General features: G+C 63.0%; 17 protein-coding genes. 5 read left to right on the top strand and 12 right to left on the bottom strand.

All coding sequences use genetic code 11. The features are described 5' to 3' along the window. Positions 1–5: 5 nt before the first annotated feature. The 11 genes from FAX90_RS15055 to FAX90_RS15005 all read right to left on the bottom strand — a co-directional run bounded on the left by FAX90_RS15055 (position 6) and on the right by FAX90_RS15005 (position 12,316). Positions 6–1,415 (bottom strand): aspartate aminotransferase family protein, encoded by a 1,410-nt coding sequence (locus FAX90_RS15055; RefSeq protein ID WP_144098257.1) that lies wholly within the window; start codon positions 1,413–1,415, stop codon positions 6–8. A gap of 122 nt (positions 1,416–1,537) precedes the next feature. Then, on the bottom strand, positions 1,538–2,611 hold the full coding sequence (locus tag FAX90_RS15050; RefSeq protein ID WP_144098256.1) for a tartrate dehydrogenase: 1,074 nt from the start codon (positions 2,609–2,611) through the stop codon (positions 1,538–1,540). A gap of 46 nt (positions 2,612–2,657) precedes the next feature. Further along, positions 2,658–4,115 carry an NAD-dependent succinate-semialdehyde dehydrogenase gene (locus FAX90_RS15045; RefSeq protein ID WP_144098255.1) on the bottom strand — a complete coding sequence of 486 codons (1,458 nt, stop codon included), beginning with the start codon at positions 4,113–4,115 and terminating at the stop codon, positions 2,658–2,660. Between the two features lie 14 nt (positions 4,116–4,129). Then, positions 4,130–4,987, bottom strand: a complete 858-nt coding sequence (locus FAX90_RS15040) for a GNAT family N-acetyltransferase (protein WP_144098254.1) — start codon at positions 4,985–4,987, stop codon at positions 4,130–4,132. 178 nt (positions 4,988–5,165) lie between these two features. Then, positions 5,166–6,095: a 2-hydroxyacid dehydrogenase gene (locus tag FAX90_RS15035; protein WP_144098253.1), complete on the bottom strand. Its 930-nt coding sequence runs from the start codon at positions 6,093–6,095 to the stop codon at positions 5,166–5,168. Beyond that, positions 6,092–7,135 (bottom strand): PepSY-associated TM helix domain-containing protein, encoded by a 1,044-nt coding sequence (locus tag FAX90_RS15030; protein WP_170235005.1) that lies wholly within the window; start codon positions 7,133–7,135, stop codon positions 6,092–6,094. Before FAX90_RS15030 ends, FAX90_RS15035 begins: the two co-directional genes overlap by 4 nt. Positions 7,136–7,230: 95 nt before the next feature. Next, a complete protein-coding gene (locus tag FAX90_RS15025; RefSeq protein WP_144098251.1) occupies positions 7,231–9,357 on the bottom strand; it encodes a TonB-dependent siderophore receptor in 2,127 nt (708 codons plus the stop codon). A gap of 417 nt (positions 9,358–9,774) precedes the next feature. Beyond that, on the bottom strand, positions 9,775–10,389 hold the full coding sequence (locus tag FAX90_RS15020; RefSeq protein ID WP_144098250.1) for a hypothetical protein: 615 nt from the start codon (positions 10,387–10,389) through the stop codon (positions 9,775–9,777). 1 nt (position 10,390) lies between these two features. Beyond that, positions 10,391–11,143 (bottom strand): HupE/UreJ family protein, encoded by a 753-nt coding sequence (locus FAX90_RS15015; RefSeq protein ID WP_240704940.1) that lies wholly within the window; start codon positions 11,141–11,143, stop codon positions 10,391–10,393. After that, complete coding sequence (locus tag FAX90_RS15010) at positions 11,143–11,523, bottom strand: hypothetical protein (RefSeq protein WP_144098249.1); 381 nt, start codon at positions 11,521–11,523, stop codon at positions 11,143–11,145. Before FAX90_RS15010 ends, FAX90_RS15015 begins: the two co-directional genes overlap by 1 nt. 40 nt (positions 11,524–11,563) lie before the next feature. Further along, positions 11,564–12,316: a DUF4198 domain-containing protein gene (locus FAX90_RS15005; protein ID WP_144098248.1), complete on the bottom strand. Its 753-nt coding sequence runs from the start codon at positions 12,314–12,316 to the stop codon at positions 11,564–11,566. Positions 12,317–12,777: 461 nt separating this feature from the next. Here FAX90_RS15005 and FAX90_RS15000 point away from each other — a divergent pair, with 461 nt between their 5' ends. Continuing rightward, entirely contained in the window at positions 12,778–14,592 is a 1,815-nt protein-coding gene (locus FAX90_RS15000) for a DEAD/DEAH box helicase (protein WP_144098247.1), read from the top strand. A 22-nt stretch (positions 14,593–14,614) separates the two neighbouring features. Here FAX90_RS15000 and FAX90_RS14995 read toward each other — a convergent pair whose 3' ends face one another. Then, complete coding sequence (locus tag FAX90_RS14995; RefSeq protein ID WP_205700711.1) at positions 14,615–15,013, bottom strand: MerR family transcriptional regulator; 399 nt, start codon at positions 15,011–15,013, stop codon at positions 14,615–14,617. A gap of 242 nt (positions 15,014–15,255) precedes the next feature. Between FAX90_RS14995 and FAX90_RS14990 the strand changes: the two genes are divergently transcribed. From FAX90_RS14990 to FAX90_RS14975, 4 genes are all read left to right on the top strand, one after another. Continuing rightward, positions 15,256–16,389: a thiolase family protein gene (locus tag FAX90_RS14990; RefSeq protein ID WP_144098245.1), complete on the top strand. Its 1,134-nt coding sequence runs from the start codon at positions 15,256–15,258 to the stop codon at positions 16,387–16,389. A gap of 5 nt (positions 16,390–16,394) precedes the next feature. Continuing rightward, a complete protein-coding gene (locus tag FAX90_RS14985; RefSeq protein ID WP_144098415.1) occupies positions 16,395–18,716 on the top strand; it encodes a 3-hydroxyacyl-CoA dehydrogenase/enoyl-CoA hydratase family protein in 2,322 nt (773 codons plus the stop codon). Between the two features lie 17 nt (positions 18,717–18,733). Beyond that, complete coding sequence (locus FAX90_RS14980; RefSeq protein ID WP_144098244.1) at positions 18,734–20,524, top strand: acyl-CoA dehydrogenase C-terminal domain-containing protein; 1,791 nt, start codon at positions 18,734–18,736, stop codon at positions 20,522–20,524. A gap of 81 nt (positions 20,525–20,605) precedes the next feature. Next, entirely contained in the window at positions 20,606–21,097 is a 492-nt protein-coding gene (locus FAX90_RS14975) for an asparaginase domain-containing protein (RefSeq protein WP_144098243.1), read from the top strand. The last annotated feature ends 239 nt before the right edge of the window (positions 21,098–21,336 follow it).

Here is a 21,336-nt window from a genome sequence, read left to right as displayed (position 1 = left end):
TCTCCTCAAGCAAGGGCCCGTCGAATCTCGGGCAATTCGAGTAGTTGGTCGAGCGATTTCTCTACACGGGCAAAGATATCATCCATCTCTGCATCGGAACAGCATAGCGCAGGCGCAAATCCGATCACGCCCTGTGGGAAACAGCGTACCACGACCCCGTTTTCCCAAGTAATCTGCGAAAGCTTCGGCCCGATCTGAAGCGCGGGATCGAACAGCGTCTTGGCGGACTTGTCGGCCACCAGCTCGATCGCGCCCAGCATGCCGCGCCCCCGCGAGTCGCCGACCAGCGGATGATCGGCCATCCGGTCGAGATGGTGCATGAACCGCTTGCCGGTCTGCACTCCGTTCGCAAGAAGGCCGTCTTCGTAAAGGCGGATAACCTCCAGCGCGACGGCGGCGCTGACCGGATGGCCCGAATACGTGAAGCCGTGGCCCACCGGTACATCAGGTGCGGTGCTGTCGGCGATGGACTGGTAGACATGGTCCGCCATCAGCATCGCGCCCATCGGCACGTAGCCCGACGTCAGCCCCTTGGCCAAAGTCATGAAATCGGGCGACACGCCTTCTGCTTCGCAGGCGAACATCGGGCCGGTGCGGCCAAAGCCAGTAATGACTTCGTCGACCAGCATCAGGATGCCCAGCCGGGTGCAAGTTTCGCGAATGGCCTTCAGCCAGCCGACCGGCGGCACGATGACCCCGCCCGATCCCTGGATCGGTTCGCAGAAGAACGCGGCGACATTTTCTGCGCCCAGTTCGGCGACTTTGGCTTCCAGTGCCTTTACCGTGGAATCGATCACGGCGGCATCGTCGTTCCCTTCGGGATGACGATAGGGGTAGGGCGATGCGATGTGGTGCTGCCACGGGCGGGGCAGGTCGAACCCGCGGTGGAAGATCGGCAGCGCGGTCATGCCCGCGCCGGTCGAGCTGGAGCCGTGGTAGCCCCATTCGAGCGAGATGAACTGCTTCTTGTTCGGCTTGCCGATCGCGTTGAAGTAATGCGTGATATAGCGGATGGCGCTGTCCACCGCATCGGACCCGCCCAGCGTGAAATAGACGTGGTCGAGCCCTTCGGGCGCAAGCTGTGCCAGTTTGCCGGCAAGGCGGATGGGGGCTTCTGCGCCGAAGGAGAAATAACCCGTCGCATAGGGCAGTTCGCGCAATTGCGCGGTCGCGGCCTCGACGATGCTGTCTTGGCCATAGCCCGCGTTCACGCACCACAGGCCCGCAAATGCGTCGAGGACGTCGCGCCCGTCGCTGTCGGTCAGCCACATGCCCTTGCCGCCGGTGAGCATCCGCACACCGTGCTGCTCGTGGCCGCGCAGGGCGGTGACGGGATGGATGAGGTGGTCGCGGTCGATATCGACGAGATCGCGATTATCGAGCGACGGCGGTGCGGAAGAAGTGACCTGGTTCATGCGGCCATCGTAATGCCGGGATCACCGCCCGTTTTGCCGAAATTCACCGCTTTGTGGCGGGTGGAAAGACCGCGATCCGTGATCCGGCGGCATTTTCTGCCGCCGGATCGAAAGTGCACTCGTCAGATGCCTGCGGCGATCGCCTTGCCGCACGTGACGGTATCGGCCTTGCCCTTGAGGTCAGCGGTACGGCCGGTCTCGCTCGCCAGCACGTCTTCGACCGACGCCATGATCGAGGCGGCGGCCGCATCTTCGCCCAGATGTTCCAGCATCATCGCCGCCGACCAGATCTGACCGACCGGGTTGGCAATTCCCTTGCCCGCGATATCGGGTGCCGAACCGTGGACGGGTTCGAACAGGGAAGGGTGCTTGCCGTCCGGATTGATATTGGCCGACGGCGCGACACCGATCGTGCCGGCACAGGCCGGGCCGAGGTCCGACAGGATGTCGCCGAACAGGTTCGAGGCGACGACAACGTCGAAACGCTGGGGATTCATCACGAACTGCGCGGTCAGGATGTCGATGTGGTACTTGTCGTGCGTCACGTCGGGATATTCGGCGCCGATGGCTTCGACCCGCTGGTCCCAGAACGGCATGGTGATCGCGATGCCGTTCGATTTGGTCGCGCTGGTGACGTGGCGCCGCTCGCGCTTGGTCGCCAGGTCGAAGGCAAAACGCAGCACGCGGTCGACACCGTGACGCGTCATCACCGTTTCCTGGATCACGATTTCGCGTTCGGTACCGGGGAACATGTGGCCGCCGACAGAGCTGTATTCGCCTTCGGTATTTTCTCGCACGACCCAGAAATCGATGTCGCCGGGACCGCGCCCCGCCAGCGGGCAGGGCACGCCCGGCATCAGGCGCACCGGACGCAAGTTGACGTATTGATCGTATTCGCGGCGGAACTGCAGGATCGACTGCCACAGCGATATGTGATCGGGCACCGTATCGGGCCAGCCGACCGCGCCGAAGAAGATCGCGTCGACATCGCCGATCTGGTCCTTCCAGTCGTCGGGCATCATCTGGCCATGCTTTGCGTAATATTCGGCGCAGGAAAAATCGTGCCACTGAAGGTCCATCGAGAAGCCGTGGCGCGCCGATGCCGCCTCCAGCGCACGGATGCCTTCGGGCATGACTTCCTTGCCGATCCCGTCTCCGGGTATCACGGCGATACGATAGTTGCGGTTGTCGGTCATCGTTGCGCGCTCACTGTTCTTGTCTTGTTGATCGGGTACATCTGGTTCAGGCGCCGAGCGCACCGATGTGGAAGGCCTTGGTTTCAAGGTATTCGTTGATCCCGTCGCGTCCGCCCTCGCGGCCAAGGCCCGATTGCTTGATGCCGCCGAACGGGGCCATTTCCATCGCGATGGACCCGGTGTTAAGCGCGACCATGCCGGTCTCAAGCTGCTCTGCAACGCGGAACGCACGGCCGATGTCGCGGGTGTAGAAATAGCTGGCGAGGCCATACTGCGTATCGTTGGCGAGCGCGATGCCGTCTTCTTCGCTTTCGAAGCGGAAAACGGGGGCGAGGGGGCCGAAGGTTTCCTCTGTCGCGAAACGCATGTCGCTGGTGGCACCGGTCAGCACGACCGGGCGAACGAAACGGTCGCCTTCGCGGCCCTGTCCGCTGGCAACGACGCGTGCACCCTTGTCGAGGGCGTCGGCGAGGTGGCCTGCAACCTTTTCGACCGCGCTGTCGTTGATAAGCGGCCCGGTCGTGGCACCATCTTCCATGCCGGGCGCAACGTTAAGCTTGGCGACTTCTGCGCCCAGGCGTTCGACGAAGGCGTCGTGGATGCCCGCTTGGACGATGATCCGGTTCGCGCAAACGCAGGTCTGGCCCGCGTTGCGGAACTTGCTTGCCATGGCCGCCGGAACCGCGACGTCAAGATCGGCATCGTCGAACACGATCAGCGGCGCGTTGCCGCCCAGTTCGAGGCTGAGGCGCTTGATGGTGTCCGCGCTCTGCTGCATCAACAGCGAACCCACCCGTGTCGAACCGGTAAAGGACAGCTTTCGCACGTCTGGGCTGGCCGTGATCGCGCGGCCGATGTCCTGCGGCATGCCGGTGACGACATGGAACACACCGGCGGGGATCCCTGCACGCAGGGCGAGTTCGGCGAGCGCCAAGGCCGAAAAGGGCGTCATTTCCGACGGCTTCACGACGACCGGGCAACCCGCGGCCAGGGCAGGCGCGCACTTGCGCGTAATCATCGCCGACGGGAAGTTCCACGGCGTGATGGCCGCCGATACACCGACCGGTTCGACCATGACGACGATCCGGCGATCGCGTTCGGGCGAGGGGATATTGTGCCCGCCGACGCGGCGGCCTTCTTCGGCGAACCACTTGATGAAGCTTGCCGCATAGCGGATCTCGCCCGCTGCCTCGGCCAGAGGCTTGCCCTGTTCGGCGGTCATGATGCGGGCAAGATCGTCCACGTTTTCAAGCACAAGGGCATGCCAGCGTTCGAGCAGGGTGCAGCGTTCGCCCGCGGTCATTGCCCGCCATGCCGGCCATGCCGCGACGGCGGCGGCGATCGCGGCTTCCGTTTCGGCCGTGCCGCAACCCGGCACCGTACCCACCGGCGCGCCGGTTGCGGGATCGATGACGGTGATGCTGTCCTTCGCGGACGTCATCCAGTCGCCATCGATCAGGGCCGCTTCGCGCAGCAGGGTACGATCGGAAAGTTCAAGTGTCATGATTGTGGTCTCTGTTATCCGTATGTCTGCGCCGCGATGGCGAACATGGTCGGGCTTTCGGGAAGGATCGGCGGGGTGCCGCGCACCATCATCGTGGCGGTATCCACTTTGGGAAGGCCGACCGAATCCAGCCATTTGGACATGCCGTGTCCTTCGACGACGTCGATGCGGCAAAAGTGTCCGGCCCTTTCGCCCAGCAACTGGGTGGCAAGCAGCTTGGCACCTTCGAAATCGGGGGCGATGATCGGTGCGATGACTCTGCCGCGGCCGAACCGGCGCGAAAGGGCAAAGCCGACCGGATCGTGATCGTGGCACAGCACATTGCCGGCACAATCCCGTACGAAGGCGCTGAACAGGACCGATCGGTCGATGCCCGTGGCCGTGTTGTAGATCTGGGCAAGATCGGGTTCGGACTTGCCCATCGGGCGCACCCGCTCTCCGTCGCGGGGAACTGCCAGCGGCATGCTGGGCGCGGGGCCCTGGTGCTGATGGATGATGTTGTAAGGCGTGAAGCCCAGCGAATAGTAGAGCGACATGCGTTCGGGCGTGCCGCAGATAAGGATGTTTACGCCAGGGCCGAGCCGGTCGAGCATCGCGATCATCAAGGTGCGCGCGATGTTGCTGCCCCTGAGGTCCGCCGCTTCGATCAGCATGCCGAGCGATGCGTAGTTGTCGCGGTACCGGAAGGCCAGGATCGTGCCGACGACACGATCGTCCTGCATGGCGACGATGCCTTCGCCCAGCTCGTAGAACAGTTCCCAGTCTTCAAGCCGCTGCGGCCACGACTTCTCTTCCGAAAGCGCATTTGCAGCGACAAGATGTTCTGCCCTCAGTTCCTTGAGGACGATTTTTGCCTGGGTCTGACTTGCCACTGCGACGGCTCCACATGTGTCGAACGGAGTTCGGCCTGTCGAGGCCCCCGGATAGAGACCCCTGACTTGCCTATAATTCACCCCTTGGCATGAATTACTGCTTTCGGCGTTCAAACGGGATATTATTGCGTTGTTCCGATCAGGCCCGCCGTGGACGGCTCAGACGCGTATTTTTCGGTCAATAACCGCGGGCGCGATCGACCTCTCCGTCAAGCGGTTCGCCTGCCAGTTCGCGGCGCAGGTTCGCGACGAGCGAGTGCACGGCCGTGTCCTTGCGCGTGACCCCGGCGACGTGGGGGGTCAGGAAGATGGCCGGGTGGGCATAGAAGGGATGGTCCGGGGCAAGCGGTTCGGGCTTTGCCACGTCGAGAAAGGCATAGCGCAGCTGCCCTTCGTCCAGCGCGGCGACGAGATCGTCCTGAACCAGATGGCCACCGCGCGCCACGTTGATGAGCGATGCACCCTGTTTCATCCGCGCGAAAAGATCGCGGTTCAGCATGCCGCGCGTCTCGTCGGTCAGGGGCAGCAGGCAAATCACGATGTCGCACTGGGCCAGGAAGGCATCGAATTCGTTTTCACCGGCAAAACATGCCGCGCCCTCCACATCAGCCTTGCTGCGGCTCCACCCCAGGACCCTGAAACCCAGTGGTGCCAGTTTGGCGATTGCCGCGCGGCCCAACTGGCCAAGCCCCATCACGCCGACGGTGCGTTCCGAGGACAGCAGGACGTCCTGCGGTTTCCAGACACCTTCGCGCTGATTGGCAAGATAGAACGGCAGATCACGATGAAGCGCGAGGGTAGCCATCGCGACATAGTCGGCCATCGTGTTGGTAATGCCCGTTTCGATCATGCGCACGACCCGCACGTGCGGCGGCAATTGCGAAAGATCGAGCTGGTCGACGCCCGCGCCGATGCTGAACAGCACTTCGAGGTTGGTCAGCCGCGCGATCAGCGCCGGATCGAGGGTCCATGCGATAAGGTAGCGAATGTCGGCGGGATCGCCGATCTCCGGTTCGCAGCGAAAGTCGAGTTCGGGCACTTCACGCGATACGATCTCCTGCCACAGCACGCCGCGTTCCGGATCGCCGGTATGGAGGATTGCAGTCATGCTCTGGATTTCCTGTTTGTGCGGGCGCGCCACCATTGCAGCGGCCCCGAAATGGCGAGGAAAAGAAGCGCCGCGGCCAGCGCGAGGATGAGATAGCGCCCCAACGGGCCGATGATCGTGCCGGTGTGCAGCGGGTAAGTGACGGTCCACAGCGCATCGTTCGCTTCTGTCGGCATCGCGCTGATCGCGTCGGGGGCGGCGGGGTCGACGGTCACGGTATCGACCGCCCATGGCCCGTCACGCGGGGCACGAAAATTCACGGCGAGCGAACCGTCGGGACGAAAGCGGATGTCGCGTAGCTGGCCTTGCGGAAATTCGGCCTGCGCCATGGCGATACCGGTATCGATCCGTTCCGCCGAATACGGGTAACTTGCCGCCGGGGCGGGGGCCGCGGTCCAGAGGCTGGAGATCGCAAGACCGGGAACCGCGGTCAGCACGCCGGTCACGGCGACGACGATCAGCCCGATTGCCGTGATCGCCCCGGTCGATCGGTGCCACATCTGCAGCTTCAGCCGCTGCGGCGTGCGGGCCGGAATCTTCAGGGATTTGAGTGCCCGGTTTCTACCCGGCCACCAGTGCCACAGCCCGGTCAGGGCCAGGATCGCCAGCGCGGTCCCGTAGATGCAGACGAGCAGCATGCCTGCCTGACCGGCGTTGAGCTGATAGTGAAGATTGAGCGCTGCCTGAAGCGGAAAGCGCCAGACGCCCCCTTCGGCGATCACTGCCGCATTGCCCGGATCGATCATCGCGTAGGACGTCGTGCCGTCGCTGCTCGAAAGATGCGCGAATGCCGCGCTATCGGGATGGCCGGGTAGGAAAATGCGGGTCGGGGTGACGCCGGGGCGAATATCGCGAGCGGCGGCGTAAAGCGCGGAAACGGATACCGTTTCGCCTTGCGGCGTGCTGCGCCCCGGTTCGATCACTGCGCCAAGTTCGGACCGGAAGAGAAGCGCCGAACCCGTCAGCGCCTGCAACAGGAGAAACGGCGCAAAGACAAGCGCGATCCAGCGATGGAAGGACAGGACTTTCTTTGATGCCATGTCCCGGATCGATGCCACGCCGTTTGTTGGGAAAAAAGGGGTGCGAAGCTGCCGGTTCATAGAACGATGAACCGACAGCTTCGCGAGGGACCACTTTAGAAGGAGAATTCAACCGTGCCGGTCACCGCACGCGGTGCACCGGGGGTGACCCACCAACGGTGGTAGGAGTTGGGGTAGTACTGCTTGTCGAGCAGGTTGGTGACGTTGACGCTGAGCCGGACCGCTTCGGACGGTGCGTAGGCAGCAAGCGCGCGAACGATCGTGTAACCCGGCAGGTAGAAATCGCTGCCCGTTTCGCCCAGCCGCTTGCTGACGTAGTTGAGGCCTGCGCCGAGCGTGACCGCGCCCGATGTACCGAGATCGAATTCCTTGGTCACCAGCAGGTTCGCCTGGTGCTTTGGAATGTTGATCAGGCGGTCGCCCGGATTGATCTGCAAGCCGAAGCCGGCGGGATCGAGGATGGAAGCGTCCCACGCGGCATCGGTATAGGAGTAGTTGGCGATGACCATCAATCCGCTGTCGAGCGCAGCCGTCACGTCGGCTTCGACACCGCGGCTCTTGGCCGAACCCGCCGTGATCGAGAAGCCCGTCCCGTTGGAGGTCAGGATGTTGGTCTTCTTCATGTCGTAGACGGCAAGCGTCGCATTCACGGCGTTGTCGATCGAAGTGAAGCGAAGACCGGCCTCGTAGGACTGGCTGGTTTCCGGCGCGAAGGAGCTGCCGTCTTCGGCCACGCCGCTGTTCGGGCGGAAGCCTTCGCCATAGGCGCCATAGACGCTCAGCGTGTCGGTCAGCTCATACAGGGCGCCGACAGTGGGGCTGAAGCGTTCACGGGTAAAGCCGGTCGGACCCGATAGCGAGAAGTGATCGAAGCGGCCGCCAAGGCGAACCTTGAAGCGTTCGGTGACGTCGATCTGGTCCTGGAAATAGACGCCATAGGCCTTCTGCGTCTGCTGCGTGTCCTGGATCTGGATATCCGGGGTCGGCGTGTTGCCATAGACCGGATTGAAGATGTCGATCGCGTTATATGCGCTCGTGACCGGATCGCCCGGGGTATAGGCGGGCGGACGGACGCGGAACTGGATGAGGTCGAGCTTGAACTTGTCCCAATCGACGCCGACCAGGATGTGGTGGGTCAGGGGACCGGTATAAAGCTTGCCAGACAGTTCGCCGCGAAGCGTCGCGTTCGTCGCGTCGTAATCCTTGTAACGACGCTGGCGAGCCAGGAGATTGCCCGTGGAGTCGAGCGTCTGGCGGCCGCCGGCCAGTTCCGGATCGCTCGAAAAGCCCTGAAGGCTGGATTCGCGATAACCGGCGCCGAACAGGAAGAACCAGTCGCGCGACAGCTGCTGCTGGAACTGGAACTGGTGGCCCAGAACGTCGACTTCGGTGTCGCCGTCGCCCGGTTCGCCCAGGAAGCGCGAGTTGGGGATCAGGCCCAGCTCGCCGTTCACGGCCACGACACCGCGATCGAACGGCACGTTGTTGTCGACGTATTCAAGCTCGTAGCTCAGCTTGGTTGCGCTGGTCGGCGAGAACAGGATCGAAGGCGTGGCGACGATCTTGTCGGAATTGACCGTGTCGCGGAACGATCCGGCATCCTGTGCGGCGCCGTTGAGGCGGATGGCAAGCGTGTCGCTGACGACGAGGTTGTAGTCGCCTTCGACGCGGTAGGTGTCGAAGCTGCCTGCGGAAACCGAGAAGCTGCCGAACGTTTCGGCAAGGTCCGCCTTCTTGGTGATGATGTTGATGGTGCCGCCCGGTTCGCCGCGCCCGAAGACTGCGCCGTTCGGGCCCTTCAGGATTTCGATCCGTTCGACGTTCGATGCATCGCGCGGACCGGCATAGCCGCGACCGCCGTTGAACCCATTGACCAGGAAGCCCGAGGGGAAGTTTTCGTCACCGGCAAAGCCGCGGATGGCGAAGGAGTCCCAAAGACCGCCGAAGTTGTTCTGCTGGGCGATGCCGCTGGCAAGACTGAGGCTTTCGGTCAGCCCGGTAATCGCCAGCTCGTCAAGCACGCTACCGTCGAGCGTCTGGACGGTCTGGGGCAGTTCTTCGAGCGGAACGTCGCCGCGATACTGCTGACGCAGCCCGGTAACGATAATCGTATTGTCGCTGGTCACGCCTTCGCCGTCTTGCGCCGAAGCAGCGACGGGAAAAGCGATTGCAGTAGTGCTGGTAATAAGCGCGGTAAGCAGCGCGGATTTACGTCCCGACATTGGAAGACCCCTCAAATGAAGTTTAACGTTCAAGACCCTGAATTCATTTTCGGCCAGTTCAGCCCGTCTGCCGCATGGCGGCATTCGATGCCGGTTGACCAGACCACCCCTCTTTTTGCCTCTCACTGTTTGTGATCGAACTTTATTATTCTTCGAGCCTAGGCACCAAAGTCGGAAACAAATCGCCGAAACGCAGGCCGTGAACGGTTGATAATGACGAATCGATGACGAAATCCGCGATTTATACCGGCCGCGTAAAAGGCGGCGTTTGATGGTCGCGATCGCGGGAAATTTCCGACATTTGCATCCCTTGGGCTGAAAAGGCCCTATATCCTGTGGCGAGCTGCTGATATCTGCTGACCGGCACCGCGCGACCTCGGCCAGGACGGCCCGTCACGCGGCGATCGGACGGCATCATCAGGGCTTGTAGAGATCTTCGTAGTGGCCCGAAATCTTCAGTTCGACCGTGACCGGCTTGTCAGTCAGATTGCGCCAGTACCATCCGTGGATGCCGTCAAAAGGCGCGACGAAAGTGCCTGCCTGTGACGTGGTTTCGGCCTGTTCCCAGTAGCTGGTGAAATCGTCCGGCCCGGCATTCGGCGGATCGCCATGCATATCGACCATGACCGCGCCGTCGGACTTCCAGTCGAAGGAATAACCGTCGCCCGCCTTCATGCGCGCTTTCATCTCAGTCCCGCGATAGGGCGGCAGCACGATCTTCTGCGCGTCTTCGCGCCAGGCCGACTTGGCTTGCGCCGCAGCTTCGGCCGGGCCGGCGGGGGCCTGTGCTTCTTCGTCGACCTTTGCCGTGGTGTCGATCGTTTCTGTGGGCGCGTCCCCGGCGCTCATCCCCGCGATGCCGAGGGCCTTGCCCACCCCTGTCGGATCGTCGCCCGTCTCGGCCGGAATTACGAAAAGAACCGTGACGGCGGCGGCAACGACCAGCGCCGAGATCGATGCCTTGGCCAGCGTCGCCGGAGAGGCGTGCGCCGTTGGGGGAGAGGCGGCGGAACTGTGGATCGGACTGTTCATCTTAAGCCCCTTGCGTGAAATAGCCGGTCATTTGATAGCCGACGAGAATGAAGCCCGCTGACATGAGCGCGGCATTGGCAATGACGGCGGTGCGTTGGAACGAGGGCGACAGACGCCAGATGTTCATCACGATCAGGATGATCGCCAGAGCCAGGAGCTGGCCCAGTTCCACGCCTACATTGAAGGCCAGCAGGTTCGGGATCAGGCCGTCCGGCGAAAGCGTCAGGTCCTGAAGCTTGGTCGCAAGGCCGAACCCGTGAAACAGGCCGAAGATGAAGACCGCTTTCCTGGGATCCGGGCGCCAGCCGAAGAGCGTGGTGAACCCGTCCAGGTTGTCAAAAGCCTTGTAGGCGACCGACAGGCCGATGATCGCATCGACGATGAAGGGGTTGGCGTTAATGTTGAAGATCGTGCCGATCAGCAGGGTCGTGCTGTGCCCGATGGCGAACAGCGTGACGTAGATGGCGACGTCTTTCATCCGGTAGAGGAAGAATACTACACCTGCGAGGAAAAGCAGGTGATCGTAGCCTGTCACCATGTGCTTGGCGCCCAGGTACATGTAGGGCGCGATATTGATGCCGGTCGAGCCTTCGATAAAGGCTTGGTCGCCTTCGGCCACGCCGTGCGCGCGCGCCGCCGCTGCAATGGCCAGGCAGACGAGGGCGGCAAGAAGGGTCAAAAAAACCCGGACCGCTCTGAATGAGCGGCCCGGGCAAGGGTGGTTAGTTGAGCCTGTCATGCGGCCCGCCATCATCAGTAGCGGAAGGTCGCGAAGGACTTGATGCCCGTGCTCTTGTCGAGCACCGCGACCACCACCTTGGTGCCTGCCGCGGCTTTCACTCCGGCAGCCGTGAGGCGGTTGCCCGACGCGGGCTTCAGTTCGGCGGTGAACTTCTTGCCTGCCGCAGGCGTCACGATCAGGTTGGCATCGAAAGAGGCGGCGGGAAGCTCTGCATGGCCGTCGTTGAAGTAGACATCCATGCCTTGCGATGTCTTGACCAGTTCGACCACGGTTTCGCCCGCCATTTCCACGACCATGCCGCCGTGCATCGGTTCAACGCTACCGTGTGCAAGGGCCGGGGTCGCGAATGCCAGCATAACTGTTGCGGTTCCGGCGATGAGAAATTTCTTCATGTTTCAGACCTTTCTGAAAGATTGCCTCGGTTGAAGACGATTATTCAGGCAGGTGGGGCAGCGTGAACGACAGGGTCGCGCGCTGTTCCATGCGGTCGTACTTTTCCGGTTTGTCGGGAGCGGTGAAGAGAATGCCCGTCACGACATTGTGCCCCTGGTTGCGAACGCGGATCGTCGTCGTGCCGTCTGCGCCGGTCATCGCCGGAATCTGGTCCGGATCGGTGACGTAGTCGGTCAGGATGCTGACCCCAGCGGCAGGCTTCCCGTTGTAAAGGGCCTTCACCATTAGCGGCTGGCCCATGTCTTCGGGAACGTCGCCGACGGGCACGATCTGCAGGGCATGACCGGGGATCATCGGAACCTTGGCGTCGAGCGAGAACATGTGCACGGCGTATTTGAAGTTGTGTTCGGAAACCTCGATCTCGCCGTCCACTTCGTCCTTGCCGGTGTTGTACCACTTGCCGTTGGCGTCCTTGGTCCACATGCCATAGTCGACCGCGGCGGCGACGACGTTGATCGGCTCTTCGCTGTTGACCACGGGGATCGGCCCGGCGACGACCAGGGACGTTTCCACCGGATTGCCTTCGGCATCGTAGCCGGTAACCGACGTGACCTTGTCCATGCGGCTGACCATGTCGAGATCGTCTGCACCGACGCCATAGACCAGCGCGGTCTGCTTGGCGCGCTGCGCGAACCAGATGCTGTGCGCCTCTGCCGGGATGGATGCTGCGAAAGTGGCGATACCGGCGATACCGAGAGCGGCGGTCGAAAAGGCTTTTGACTTACGGAACATCTGTACTCTCCAGAGTGCGGAAATAGTGCCCTTACTGTGAGAGGTTCCAACGGGGCGAACTGCCGAAGTTGGTGTCAAACCGCGCCAAAGATGCTGCCTCGGTGCCCAGATTGGAAGATTCGGGCTGCGCGTGGCTTGGGGGCGGTCATCATGAAATGCATCGCCGGGCCGGTTGCCTGAAAACTCGCCAATCGGTCTTTCTTCAATGCCGCGACGGGCCATCCGAAGCGGCTGGTGGCGGCTTCGAGCGGCCATTTCAAACTCCGGCGAACATGCACCTCAAAAAGAATGCAAGCCAAACGCGTCTTTTGTCTGTAAGGGGGCGCGCAACTCGGGGTTTAGACCCGATCGTCCAGGCAGCCGGCTGACGCCCGCAGACGTGGACGGATCGTCCCTTTGAATTCCATACGCCTACAATCTGTCCGTCGCATGCGCGGCGTGGCTTGCCATTCGAGATAGTGATGCCTTTTTCTACGCTTTCGCCTCTTTTCGCCAATGCCCTTGAAGAACGTGGCTACACCGCGTTGACTGCCGTGCAGTCCGCCGTCGTCGCGCCCGAGGCCGATGGCCGCGACCTTGTCGTTTCCGCCCAGACCGGTTCGGGCAAGACGGTGGCTTTTGGCCTCGCCTTTGCCGATACGCTGCTGCGCGGCGAAGCACAGCTTCCGCCTTCGGGCGCGCCACTGGCGCTGGTCATCGCGCCGACCCGCGAACTGGCCTTGCAGGTCAGCCGCGAACTCACCTGGCTCTACAAGCAGGCCGGTGCGTGGATCGCGACTTGCGTTGGCGGGATGGACCCGTCGAAGGAACGCCGTAGCCTGCAGCGCGGCGCCCATATCGTCGTCGGCACGCCGGGACGCCTGCGCGATCATCTCGAACGCGGGGCGCTGGACCTTTCGGCGCTGCGCGTCGCGGTTCTCGACGAAGCGGACGAAATGCTCGACATGGGCTTTCGCGAAGATCTTGAGGAAATCCTCGACGCGACGCCCGACAATCGCCGCACGCTGCTGTTTTCCGCCACGATGCCTAAGCCGATCGAGGCGCTGGCCCGGCGCTATCAGAATAACGCCCTGCGCATCTCCACCGTCGGGGACGACCGTGGTCACGGCGACATCACCTATCAGGCCGTGACCGTCGCCCCGGCAGAGATCGAGGCCTCGGTGGTGAACCTGCTGCGCTTCCACGAGGCGGAAACCGCGATCCTGTTCTGCGCCACGCGTGACAACGTGCGCCGCCTACATGCAACCCTGCAGGAACGCGGATTTGCCGTCGTCGCGCTGTCGGGTGAACATTCGCAGTCCGAACGTAACCAGGCACTTCAGGCGCTGCGCGATCGCCGTGCCCGCGTCTGCGTCGCCACTGACGTCGCCGCCCGCGGCATCGACCTGCCTTCGCTCAGCCTTGTGGTTCACGTCGAGATTCCGCGCGATGCCGAAACGCTTCAGCACCGTTCGGGCCGGACGGGCCGTGCGGGCAAAAAGGGTACGGCGGTCCTCATCGTTCCCTATCCGCGCCGCCGCCGTGTCGAAAGCATGCTGCGCGGCGCGAAGATCGAGGCCGACTGGATCGAGGCGCCTTCGCGCGACGCGATCCGGGCACAGGACCGCGAACGCCTTCTGGGCGCGCTGTTGCAGCCGGCTGAATTCGACGAAGAGGATCGCAAGCTTGCCGAGAGGCTTCTGGCCGAGCGTTCGCCGCAGGACGTGGCTGCCGCGCTGGTCCGTTCGTTCCGCGCCAAGCTTCCCGAACCCGAAGAGCTGATGGAGAACACGCCCGAGGCGCGCCGTGCCGCCCAGAAGGAGCGCCATCGCCCCGGTTTCGAGGACGTGGCCTGGTTCCGTATGGACATCGGCCGCCGCCAGAACGCAGATGCGCGCTGGATCCTGCCGCTGCTGTGCCGCCGCGGGCACATTACCCGCGCCGAAGTGGGCGCGATCCGCATCGGACAGTACGAAACGCATTTCCAGGTTCCGACCGCAATTGCCGACAAGTTTGCCGCAACGCTGCTGCGCACCGCGAACGAGGACGATGACCGCGGCATCGTGACCATCGAGCCTTCGGAAGGCCCGCGCGAAGGTGGCGGAGGCCATCACGGTGGAGGGGGTGCGAAACCGATGGTCCACCGCGCAAAGCCTGGGCGCTCTGGTCCCCCGAAGGGCAAGCCCCATGGCGGGAAGGGCAAGCCCTTTGCCGGCAAGGGCAAGCCCGGCGGGCCCGGAAAGCCCGGCGGCCCGGGCAAGTTCAAGCCGAAAGGTCGCAAGGGCCGTCCGGCCTGAAGCTCTTAGTCGGGGAAGGGGCTCAGGCCCCGCCCTTGCTTAGCTGTTCGGCGGCTTCGGCTTCTATCTGGATGAGTTCGCCTATCGTCTTTTCCAGGGCGACTTGCTGCGCCTTGAGGTCGACGATCTTTTCGCGCACGCGGGTCAGCAGGTGACTTATCTGGTCATGCTGTGTCGGATCGCGGTCATATAAGTCCAGAAACTCGCGAATTTCGCGGATGCTGAAGCCCAGTCGCTTGCCGCGCAGGATCAGTTGCATGCGCCCCATGTCGCGGCGCGAATAGATGCGCGTGCCGCTTACACGCTGCGGACTGATCAGGCCGTTGTCTTCGTAAAAGCGCAAGGCGCGCTGCGTAACGCCGAGCATTTCGGCAACTTCCTGAATGCCTTTGTGCATCGGGCCGGGGTCATGGTCGTCCATCTGATTCACGGCTTCCTCACGCGACTGTCTTCCCATGGTTCTTATCTATCCCGGACCCGGGCGCGACCTTGCGCGTTTCCAAAGCGCAAACTGACGCTTACGTCAATTCCGGCACCTCAAATCCGGGACACGGTGATCCGCATAGCCGAGATTCCGGTTGACGTATAGGGGAGGTATTTTACTATTACGATATAAAGCGGCCGAACGCCGCGCCAACGACGTTTCGGAGAGACAGGATTTCCATGAACGACATCGTCATTGCGGGTTACGCCCGTTCGCCCTTCCACCTCGCAGGCAAGGGCGCTCTTGCCCGTGTCCGGCCCGACGACATGGCCGCGCAGGTCGTGCGCGCACTGGTCGAACGGACCGGCGTGAAGGCCGATGACCTGGAGGATCTCCTGCTCGGCTGCGCCTTCCCGGAAGGGGAGCAGGGCTTCAACGTTGCGCGCCTTGTCGGGCTTCTGGCCGGTCTGCCGCAGTCGGTCGCGGGCATGACGCTGAACCGGTTCTGCGGTTCGTCGATGAGTGCGATCCACTATGCCGCGGGCCAGATCGCCATGGGCGCAGGCGATGCCTTCATCTGCGGCGGCGTCGAATCGATGAGCCGCGTGCCGATGATGGGCTTTAACCCGATGCCGAACCCGAAGCTGGCCAAGGAGACCGAGGCCTATATCTCGATGGGAACGACGGCAGAGAACGTGGCGAAGGAATGGAACATCAGCCGCGAGGAGCAGGAAGCTTTCGCGGTGCGTAGCCAGCAGAAGACCGCCGCTGCCGTCGCCGCGGGCAAGCTGGCCGGCGAAATCGTCGCTATCGACACCGGCAAGGGCATGGTCGAGGCCGACGGAACGCCGCGCCCCGAAACCACTGCGGATACGCTGGCCAGCCTGAAGACCGCGTTCGATGCGAACGGCACCGTTACGGCGGGCACGTCCTCGCCCCTCACCGACGGTGCGACGGCGGTGCTGGTGACCAGCGCGGACTATGCCGCCGCCAATGGCCTGACGGTCATGGCCAAAGTGCGTTCGGTCGCGGTTTCGGGCTGCAAGCCGGAGATCATGGGCATCGGGCCCATCGGCGCATCGCGCAAGGCGATGGAGCGGGCGGGCATTACTGCCACCGATCTCGACGTGGTCGAGCTGAACGAAGCTTTCGCCAGCCAGTCGATCGCGGTCATTCGCGACCTCGGCCTCGACGAGGCGAAGGTCAATCTCGACGGCGGCGCGATCGCCATCGGCCACCCGCTGGGCGCGACGGGCGCGCGCATCACCGGCAAGGCGGCGCAGTTGCTGCAGCGTGAAGGCGGCAAGTTCGCGCTGGCCACGCAGTGCATCGGCGGCGGTCAGGGCATCGCCACGGTTCTGGAGGCGGTGTGATGACGATGGCTCCCGTCAGGAAAGTCTGCGTCATCGGCGCGGGCACGATGGGTGCGGGGATCGCGGCACAAGTCGCCAACGGCGGCGTGCCGGTCCTCCTGCTCGATATCGTGCGTGACGAGAATGACCGCAATTCGGTCGCTGAAGGCGCGGTAAAACGCATGCTCAAGACCGACCCGGCGCCCTTCATGTCGAAACGCGCGGCCCGGCTGGTCGAAACGGGCAATATCGAAGACCACCTCGACAAGGTCGCCGAGTGCGACTGGGTGATCGAGGCCGTGGTCGAGAAGCTTTCGATCAAGCAGTCGCTTTACGAAAAGCTGGAAAAGGTCCGCACGCCGGGCACGGCGGTCACGTCCAACACGTCGACCATCCCGCTCGAAAACCTGATCGAAGGGCGTTCGGACGCGTTCCGCCGCGACTTCTTCATCACCCACTTCTTCAACCCGCCGCGCTATATGCGGCTGCTGGAATTGGTGACCGGTCCCGCGACCGACATGGACCTTGCCGCCCGCATCCGCGACTTCGCGGACCGTGTGCTGGGCAAGACCGTGGTCGATGCGAAGGACACGCCCGGCTTTATCGCGAACCGTGTCGGCACGTTCTGGATTCAGGCGGCGATCAACGCGGCGATGGATCTTGGCCTGACGGTCGAGGAAGCCGACGCTATCGCGGGCCGCCCGATGGGTGTGCCCAAGACCGGCGTGTTCGGTCTGGTCGATCTCGTCGGCGTGGACCTCATGCCCTATCTTCAGGAGAGCCTGACCTCGACCCTGCCGCAGGACGATCCCTATCAGGCGATCGCGCGCGACATCCCGCTGATCAACAAGATGATCGAGGAAGGCTATACCGGCCGTAAGGGGAAGGGCGGGTTCTACCGCCTCAACCGCGAAGGCGGGAAGAAACTGAAGGAAGCGGTCGACCTTTCGTCGGGCCACTATCGCAAGAGCGTGAAGCCCGCCTCTCTGCCGCGTGCGGTGAAGAGCGGCGATCTGGGCGCGCTGATCGCATCCGATGACAAATATGGCTCCTATGCGTGGGCGATCCTTGGCCAGACGCTTTCTTATGCCGCCAGCCTCGTGCCCGATGCGGCGGACGACATCGTCGCCATCGATGAGGCGATGAAGCTCGGTTACAATTGGAAGTACGGGCCATTCGAACTGATCGACAGGATCGGCGCGGCAAAGTTGGTCGAGCGGCTTAAGGCCGAAGGCTCGCCAGTTCCCTCGATCCTCGAGATGGCGGGCGATGCGACATTCTACCGGGTCGAGGACGGCAAGCGGCAGTATCTCGGCCTTGACGGCGAGTACCACGATGTCGTGCGCCCCGAAGGCGTCGAACTGCTTGCCGATGTGAAGCTGTCGGCAGAGCCGCTGATGAAGAATGCATCCGCCGCGCTGTGGGACGTTGGCGACGGTGTCGTTTGCCTTGAATTCACCGGCAAGATGAACGCGCTCGACGGCGAGGTCATGAAGCTGATCGGCAAGGCGATCCCGCTCGTGGCTGAAAAGTACAAGGCCATGGTCGTCTATAACGAGGGCAGCCAGTTCTCGACCGGCGCGAATCTGGGTCTTGCGCTCTTTGCCGTGAACATCGCGGCATGGGGCGAGATCGAGAAGCTCGTCGCCGGCGGACAGGAAACCTACAAGGCGCTGAAATACGCACCGTTCCCGGTGGTCGGCGCGCCTTCGGGCATGGCGCTGGGCGGCGGGTGCGAGATCCTGCTCCACTGCGACGCGGTTCAGGCCCATGCCGAAAGCTATATCGGCCTTGTCGAATGCGGCGTCGGCCTGATCCCCGGCTGGGGCGGCTGCGGAGAGATGCTGGCACGCTGGCGCGACATGGGCGCTTTGCCCAAGGGCCCGATGCCCCCGGTTGCCAAGGTGTTCGAGATCGTCTCGACCGCCACGGTGGCAAAATCCGCGGCAGAGGCGAAGGAACTCGGCTTCCTGCGCAAGGACGATAGCGTCACGATGAACCGCGATCGCCTGCTGGCCGATGCCAAGCAGCGCGCGCTGTCGATGGTCGATGGCTACACTCCGCCCGAGGCACCGACGTTCAACTTGCCCGGCCCCACCGGTAAAGTCGCGCTCGACCTCGCGGTCGAGGGTTTTAAGGCGCAGGGCAAGGCGACCGATTACGACGGCGTCGTTGCATCGCACCTCGCCACCGTTCTGACGGGCGGCGATACCGACGCGGCCGACACGGTTACCGAAGAGCAGATGCTGCAGCTTGAGCGCGAGGCTTTCATGGCGCTGGTCCGCAATCCGCGCAGCCAGGCCCGGGTCGAACATATGCTCGAAACCGGCAAGCCGCTGCGCAACTGATTTGAAAGGCACGATCGATGCAAGTCTATGAAGCACCGCTGCGCGACATGCGTTTCGTGTTGGAAGAGCTCTGGCATGACGACGGGTTCGGCAATATCCCCGCGCTGGAGGAATTCGATTCCGACCTGATGAACGCGGTCCTCGAACAGGCGGCGAAGTTCAGCCAGGAAGTCCTGCTTCCGCTCAACCGTTCCGGTGACGAGGAAGGTTGCCAGCACGAAAACGGCGTCGTGCGCACGCCTGCAGGGTTCAAGGAAGCCTATCAGCAGTTCACGCAGGACGGCTGGGCGGCCCTGTCGTCCGATCCCGAATGGGGCGGACAGGGGCTTCCCGAACGGTTGAGCAAGCTGGTCGAGGAGATGACCTGTTCCACCAACCTGTCGTTCGGCATGTATCCGGGCCTCACCCACGGCGGCGTCGGCGCGATTGCCAAGCACGCGACCGATGACCTGAAGAACACCTACCTGCCCAAGATGGTCAGCGGCGAATGGTCGGGCACGATGTGCCTTACCGAACCGCACTGCGGCACCGATCTCGGCTTGCTGCGCACCCGTGCGGTCCCGGCTGGCGATGGCACTTACAAGGTGTCGGGTTCGAAGATCTTCATCTCGGCGGGTGAACATGACCTGACCGACAATATCATCCACCTCGTCCTCGCCCGGCTTCCCGATGCGCCCGAAGGGGTGAAGGGCATCTCGCTTTTCGTCGTGCCGAAGTTCATACCCAGGGACGATGGCACACCCGGTCCGTCGAACGGCGTTTCCTGCCCCGCGATCGAGCACAAGATGGGCATCAAGGCGTCTGCGACCTGTCAGATGCTGTTCGAGGAATCGACCGGCTGGCTGGTGGGAGAGCCGAACAAGGGCATGGCCGCGATGTTCACGATGATGAACAACGCGCGGCTGGGCGTCGGCATTCAGGGGCTCGGCATTGGTGAGGCAGCTTATCAGTCGGCCGTCTGGTACGCGAAGGACCGCGTGCAGGGCCGCTCGCTGGCAGGGCCGAAATATCCCGATCAGCCCGCCGATCCGATCATCGTCCACCCGGATGTTCGCCGTATGCTGATGACGATGCGCGCCAACAACGAAGGCTGCCGTGCGCTGGGCGCATGGGTCGCCCGTGCGCTGGACGCGGAAAGACATGCCGATGATCCCGAAGTGCGTCAGCGGGCCGAGGATTTTGTCGCGCTGATGACGCCGATCGTGAAGGCGCTGTTCACCGATCTGGGGCACGAGAACGCGAACCTCGCAATCCAGATCTACGGCGGGCACGGCTATATCCGTGAAAGCGGGGTGGAACAGTACGCCCGCGATGCGCGCATTGCGATGCTCTATGAAGGTACGAACGGCATCCAGGCGCTGGACCTCGTCGGGCGCAAGCTGGGCGCGCATTTGGGGCGTTACCTGAAAAGCTTCTTCCACCCGGTTTCCGAATTCATCGAGGCGAACAAGGGCGACGGTCCCATGAAGCCGATGATCGACGGGTTGGAAAAGGCGTTCGGCGCCTTGCAGCTTTCCACCGCGACCATCGCCCAGAAGGGCATGGCCGATCCGGAAGAGGCGGGCGCCGCGGCAACCGAGTACCTCAGGCTCTTCGGCCTTGTCGCCATGGGCTACTGCTTTGCCCGCTCTACCCTGCTCTCCGGCATGAAGCTGGCCTTCGGGGCAGAGGACAAGGCGTTCTATAATGCCAAGATCAAGACGGCGACGTTCTACTTCGAACGCATCCTGCCGCAGGTTTCGGCACACTTCCTCGCCATCAAGGCGGGCAAGAAGTCGATGATGGCCCTGGCTGACGACGCGTTCTGATTCTTTCGGCGCAGGGGCGTTAACGCGTTCCTGCGCCGACAACCGGTGACGCCCGTGCGCGCCGGTGATAAGGGGCGGGGCATGACCCGATCCCCCATTCTCGTGATCACCACCGGTGGCACAATCGACAAGCAGTATTTCGACGCGCTGAGCGAGTACAAGATCGGCGAAAGCGTGATCGAACAGCTTCTCGCGACTGCGCGAGTGACGCATCCCTTCCGCGTCGTCGAACTGATGCGCAAGGACAGCCTCGAGCTGACCGACGCTGACCGTGATCTGATCGCGGCGACCATCGCGGCGGCGCCTGAAAAGCGGATCGTCATAACGCATGGCACCGACACCATGACCGATACGGCGAAGTCACTATCCCATCTGGACGACCGGACCATTGTGCTCGCCGGCGCGCTGGCACCGGCGCGGTTCAAGGAAAGCGACGCCTCCTTCAACCTCGGTATGGCCTTCGCCTGCTGCCAGGCAGCGCAGCCGGGCGTATGGATCACGATGAACGGCACGGTGTTCGACGGCCTGGCTGTGCGCAAGGACCGTGCAGCAGGCTCTTTCGTTTCGATCTGAACTAATTTCCCGGTGCGGGAAGGGCTGAAGCGGCGGATTTCGGCCATTCTTTTGATCGGGCCTGAAAAAAATTCGCCTGAAGGCAAACTTTTTGCCGAACGGCTGTTGACCGAATCAAGAGCCCCACATATATGCCGCTCCACCGACGGGGACGACGCTTTAACGGCTCGCTTTCATCGGTCGCCAACTTAGCTGGACGACATAGTCCCCCGGAAGGAAGTTTCGGGGAACGATAGTTG

It is taken from the genome of Croceicoccus sediminis, from assembly GCF_007570835.1.
GTDB lineage: Bacteria > Pseudomonadota > Alphaproteobacteria > Sphingomonadales > Sphingomonadaceae > Croceicoccus > Croceicoccus sediminis.
This window is presented reverse-complemented; position numbering and strand designations above follow the sequence as displayed.

What these genes read in the sequence shown, in the direction of transcription:
- FAX90_RS15025 (WP_144098251.1), bottom strand. Translation starts at nt 9,357, where the DNA reads ATGTCGGGACGTAAATCCGCGCTGCTTACCGCGCTTATTACCAGCACT.
- FAX90_RS15035 (WP_144098253.1), bottom strand. Translation starts at nt 6,095, where the DNA reads ATGACTGCAATCCTCCATACCGGCGATCCGGAACGCGGCGTGCTGTGG.
- FAX90_RS15010 (WP_144098249.1), bottom strand. Translation starts at nt 11,523, where the DNA reads ATGAAGAAATTTCTCATCGCCGGAACCGCAACAGTTATGCTGGCATTC.
- FAX90_RS15005 (WP_144098248.1), bottom strand. Translation starts at nt 12,316, where the DNA reads ATGTTCCGTAAGTCAAAAGCCTTTTCGACCGCCGCTCTCGGTATCGCC.
- FAX90_RS15055 (WP_144098257.1), bottom strand. Translation starts at nt 1,415, where the DNA reads ATGAACCAGGTCACTTCTTCCGCACCGCCGTCGCTCGATAATCGCGAT.
- FAX90_RS15045 (WP_144098255.1), bottom strand. Translation starts at nt 4,115, where the DNA reads ATGACACTTGAACTTTCCGATCGTACCCTGCTGCGCGAAGCGGCCCTG.
- FAX90_RS14985 (WP_144098415.1), top strand. Translation starts at nt 16,395, where the DNA reads ATGGCTCCCGTCAGGAAAGTCTGCGTCATCGGCGCGGGCACGATGGGT.
- FAX90_RS14975 (WP_144098243.1), top strand. Translation starts at nt 20,606, where the DNA reads ATGACCCGATCCCCCATTCTCGTGATCACCACCGGTGGCACAATCGAC.
- FAX90_RS14995 (WP_205700711.1), bottom strand. Translation starts at nt 15,013, where the DNA reads ATGGACGACCATGACCCCGGCCCGATGCACAAAGGCATTCAGGAAGTT.
- FAX90_RS14980 (WP_144098244.1), top strand. Translation starts at nt 18,734, where the DNA reads ATGCAAGTCTATGAAGCACCGCTGCGCGACATGCGTTTCGTGTTGGAA.
- FAX90_RS15000 (WP_144098247.1), top strand. Translation starts at nt 12,778, where the DNA reads ATGCCTTTTTCTACGCTTTCGCCTCTTTTCGCCAATGCCCTTGAAGAA.
- FAX90_RS15030 (WP_170235005.1), bottom strand. Translation starts at nt 7,135, where the DNA reads ATGGCATCAAAGAAAGTCCTGTCCTTCCATCGCTGGATCGCGCTTGTC.
- FAX90_RS14990 (WP_144098245.1), top strand. Translation starts at nt 15,256, where the DNA reads ATGAACGACATCGTCATTGCGGGTTACGCCCGTTCGCCCTTCCACCTC.
- FAX90_RS15020 (WP_144098250.1), bottom strand. Translation starts at nt 10,389, where the DNA reads ATGAACAGTCCGATCCACAGTTCCGCCGCCTCTCCCCCAACGGCGCAC.
- FAX90_RS15015 (WP_240704940.1), bottom strand. Translation starts at nt 11,143, where the DNA reads ATGATGGCGGGCCGCATGACAGGCTCAACTAACCACCCTTGCCCGGGC.
- FAX90_RS15050 (WP_144098256.1), bottom strand. Translation starts at nt 2,611, where the DNA reads ATGACCGACAACCGCAACTATCGTATCGCCGTGATACCCGGAGACGGG.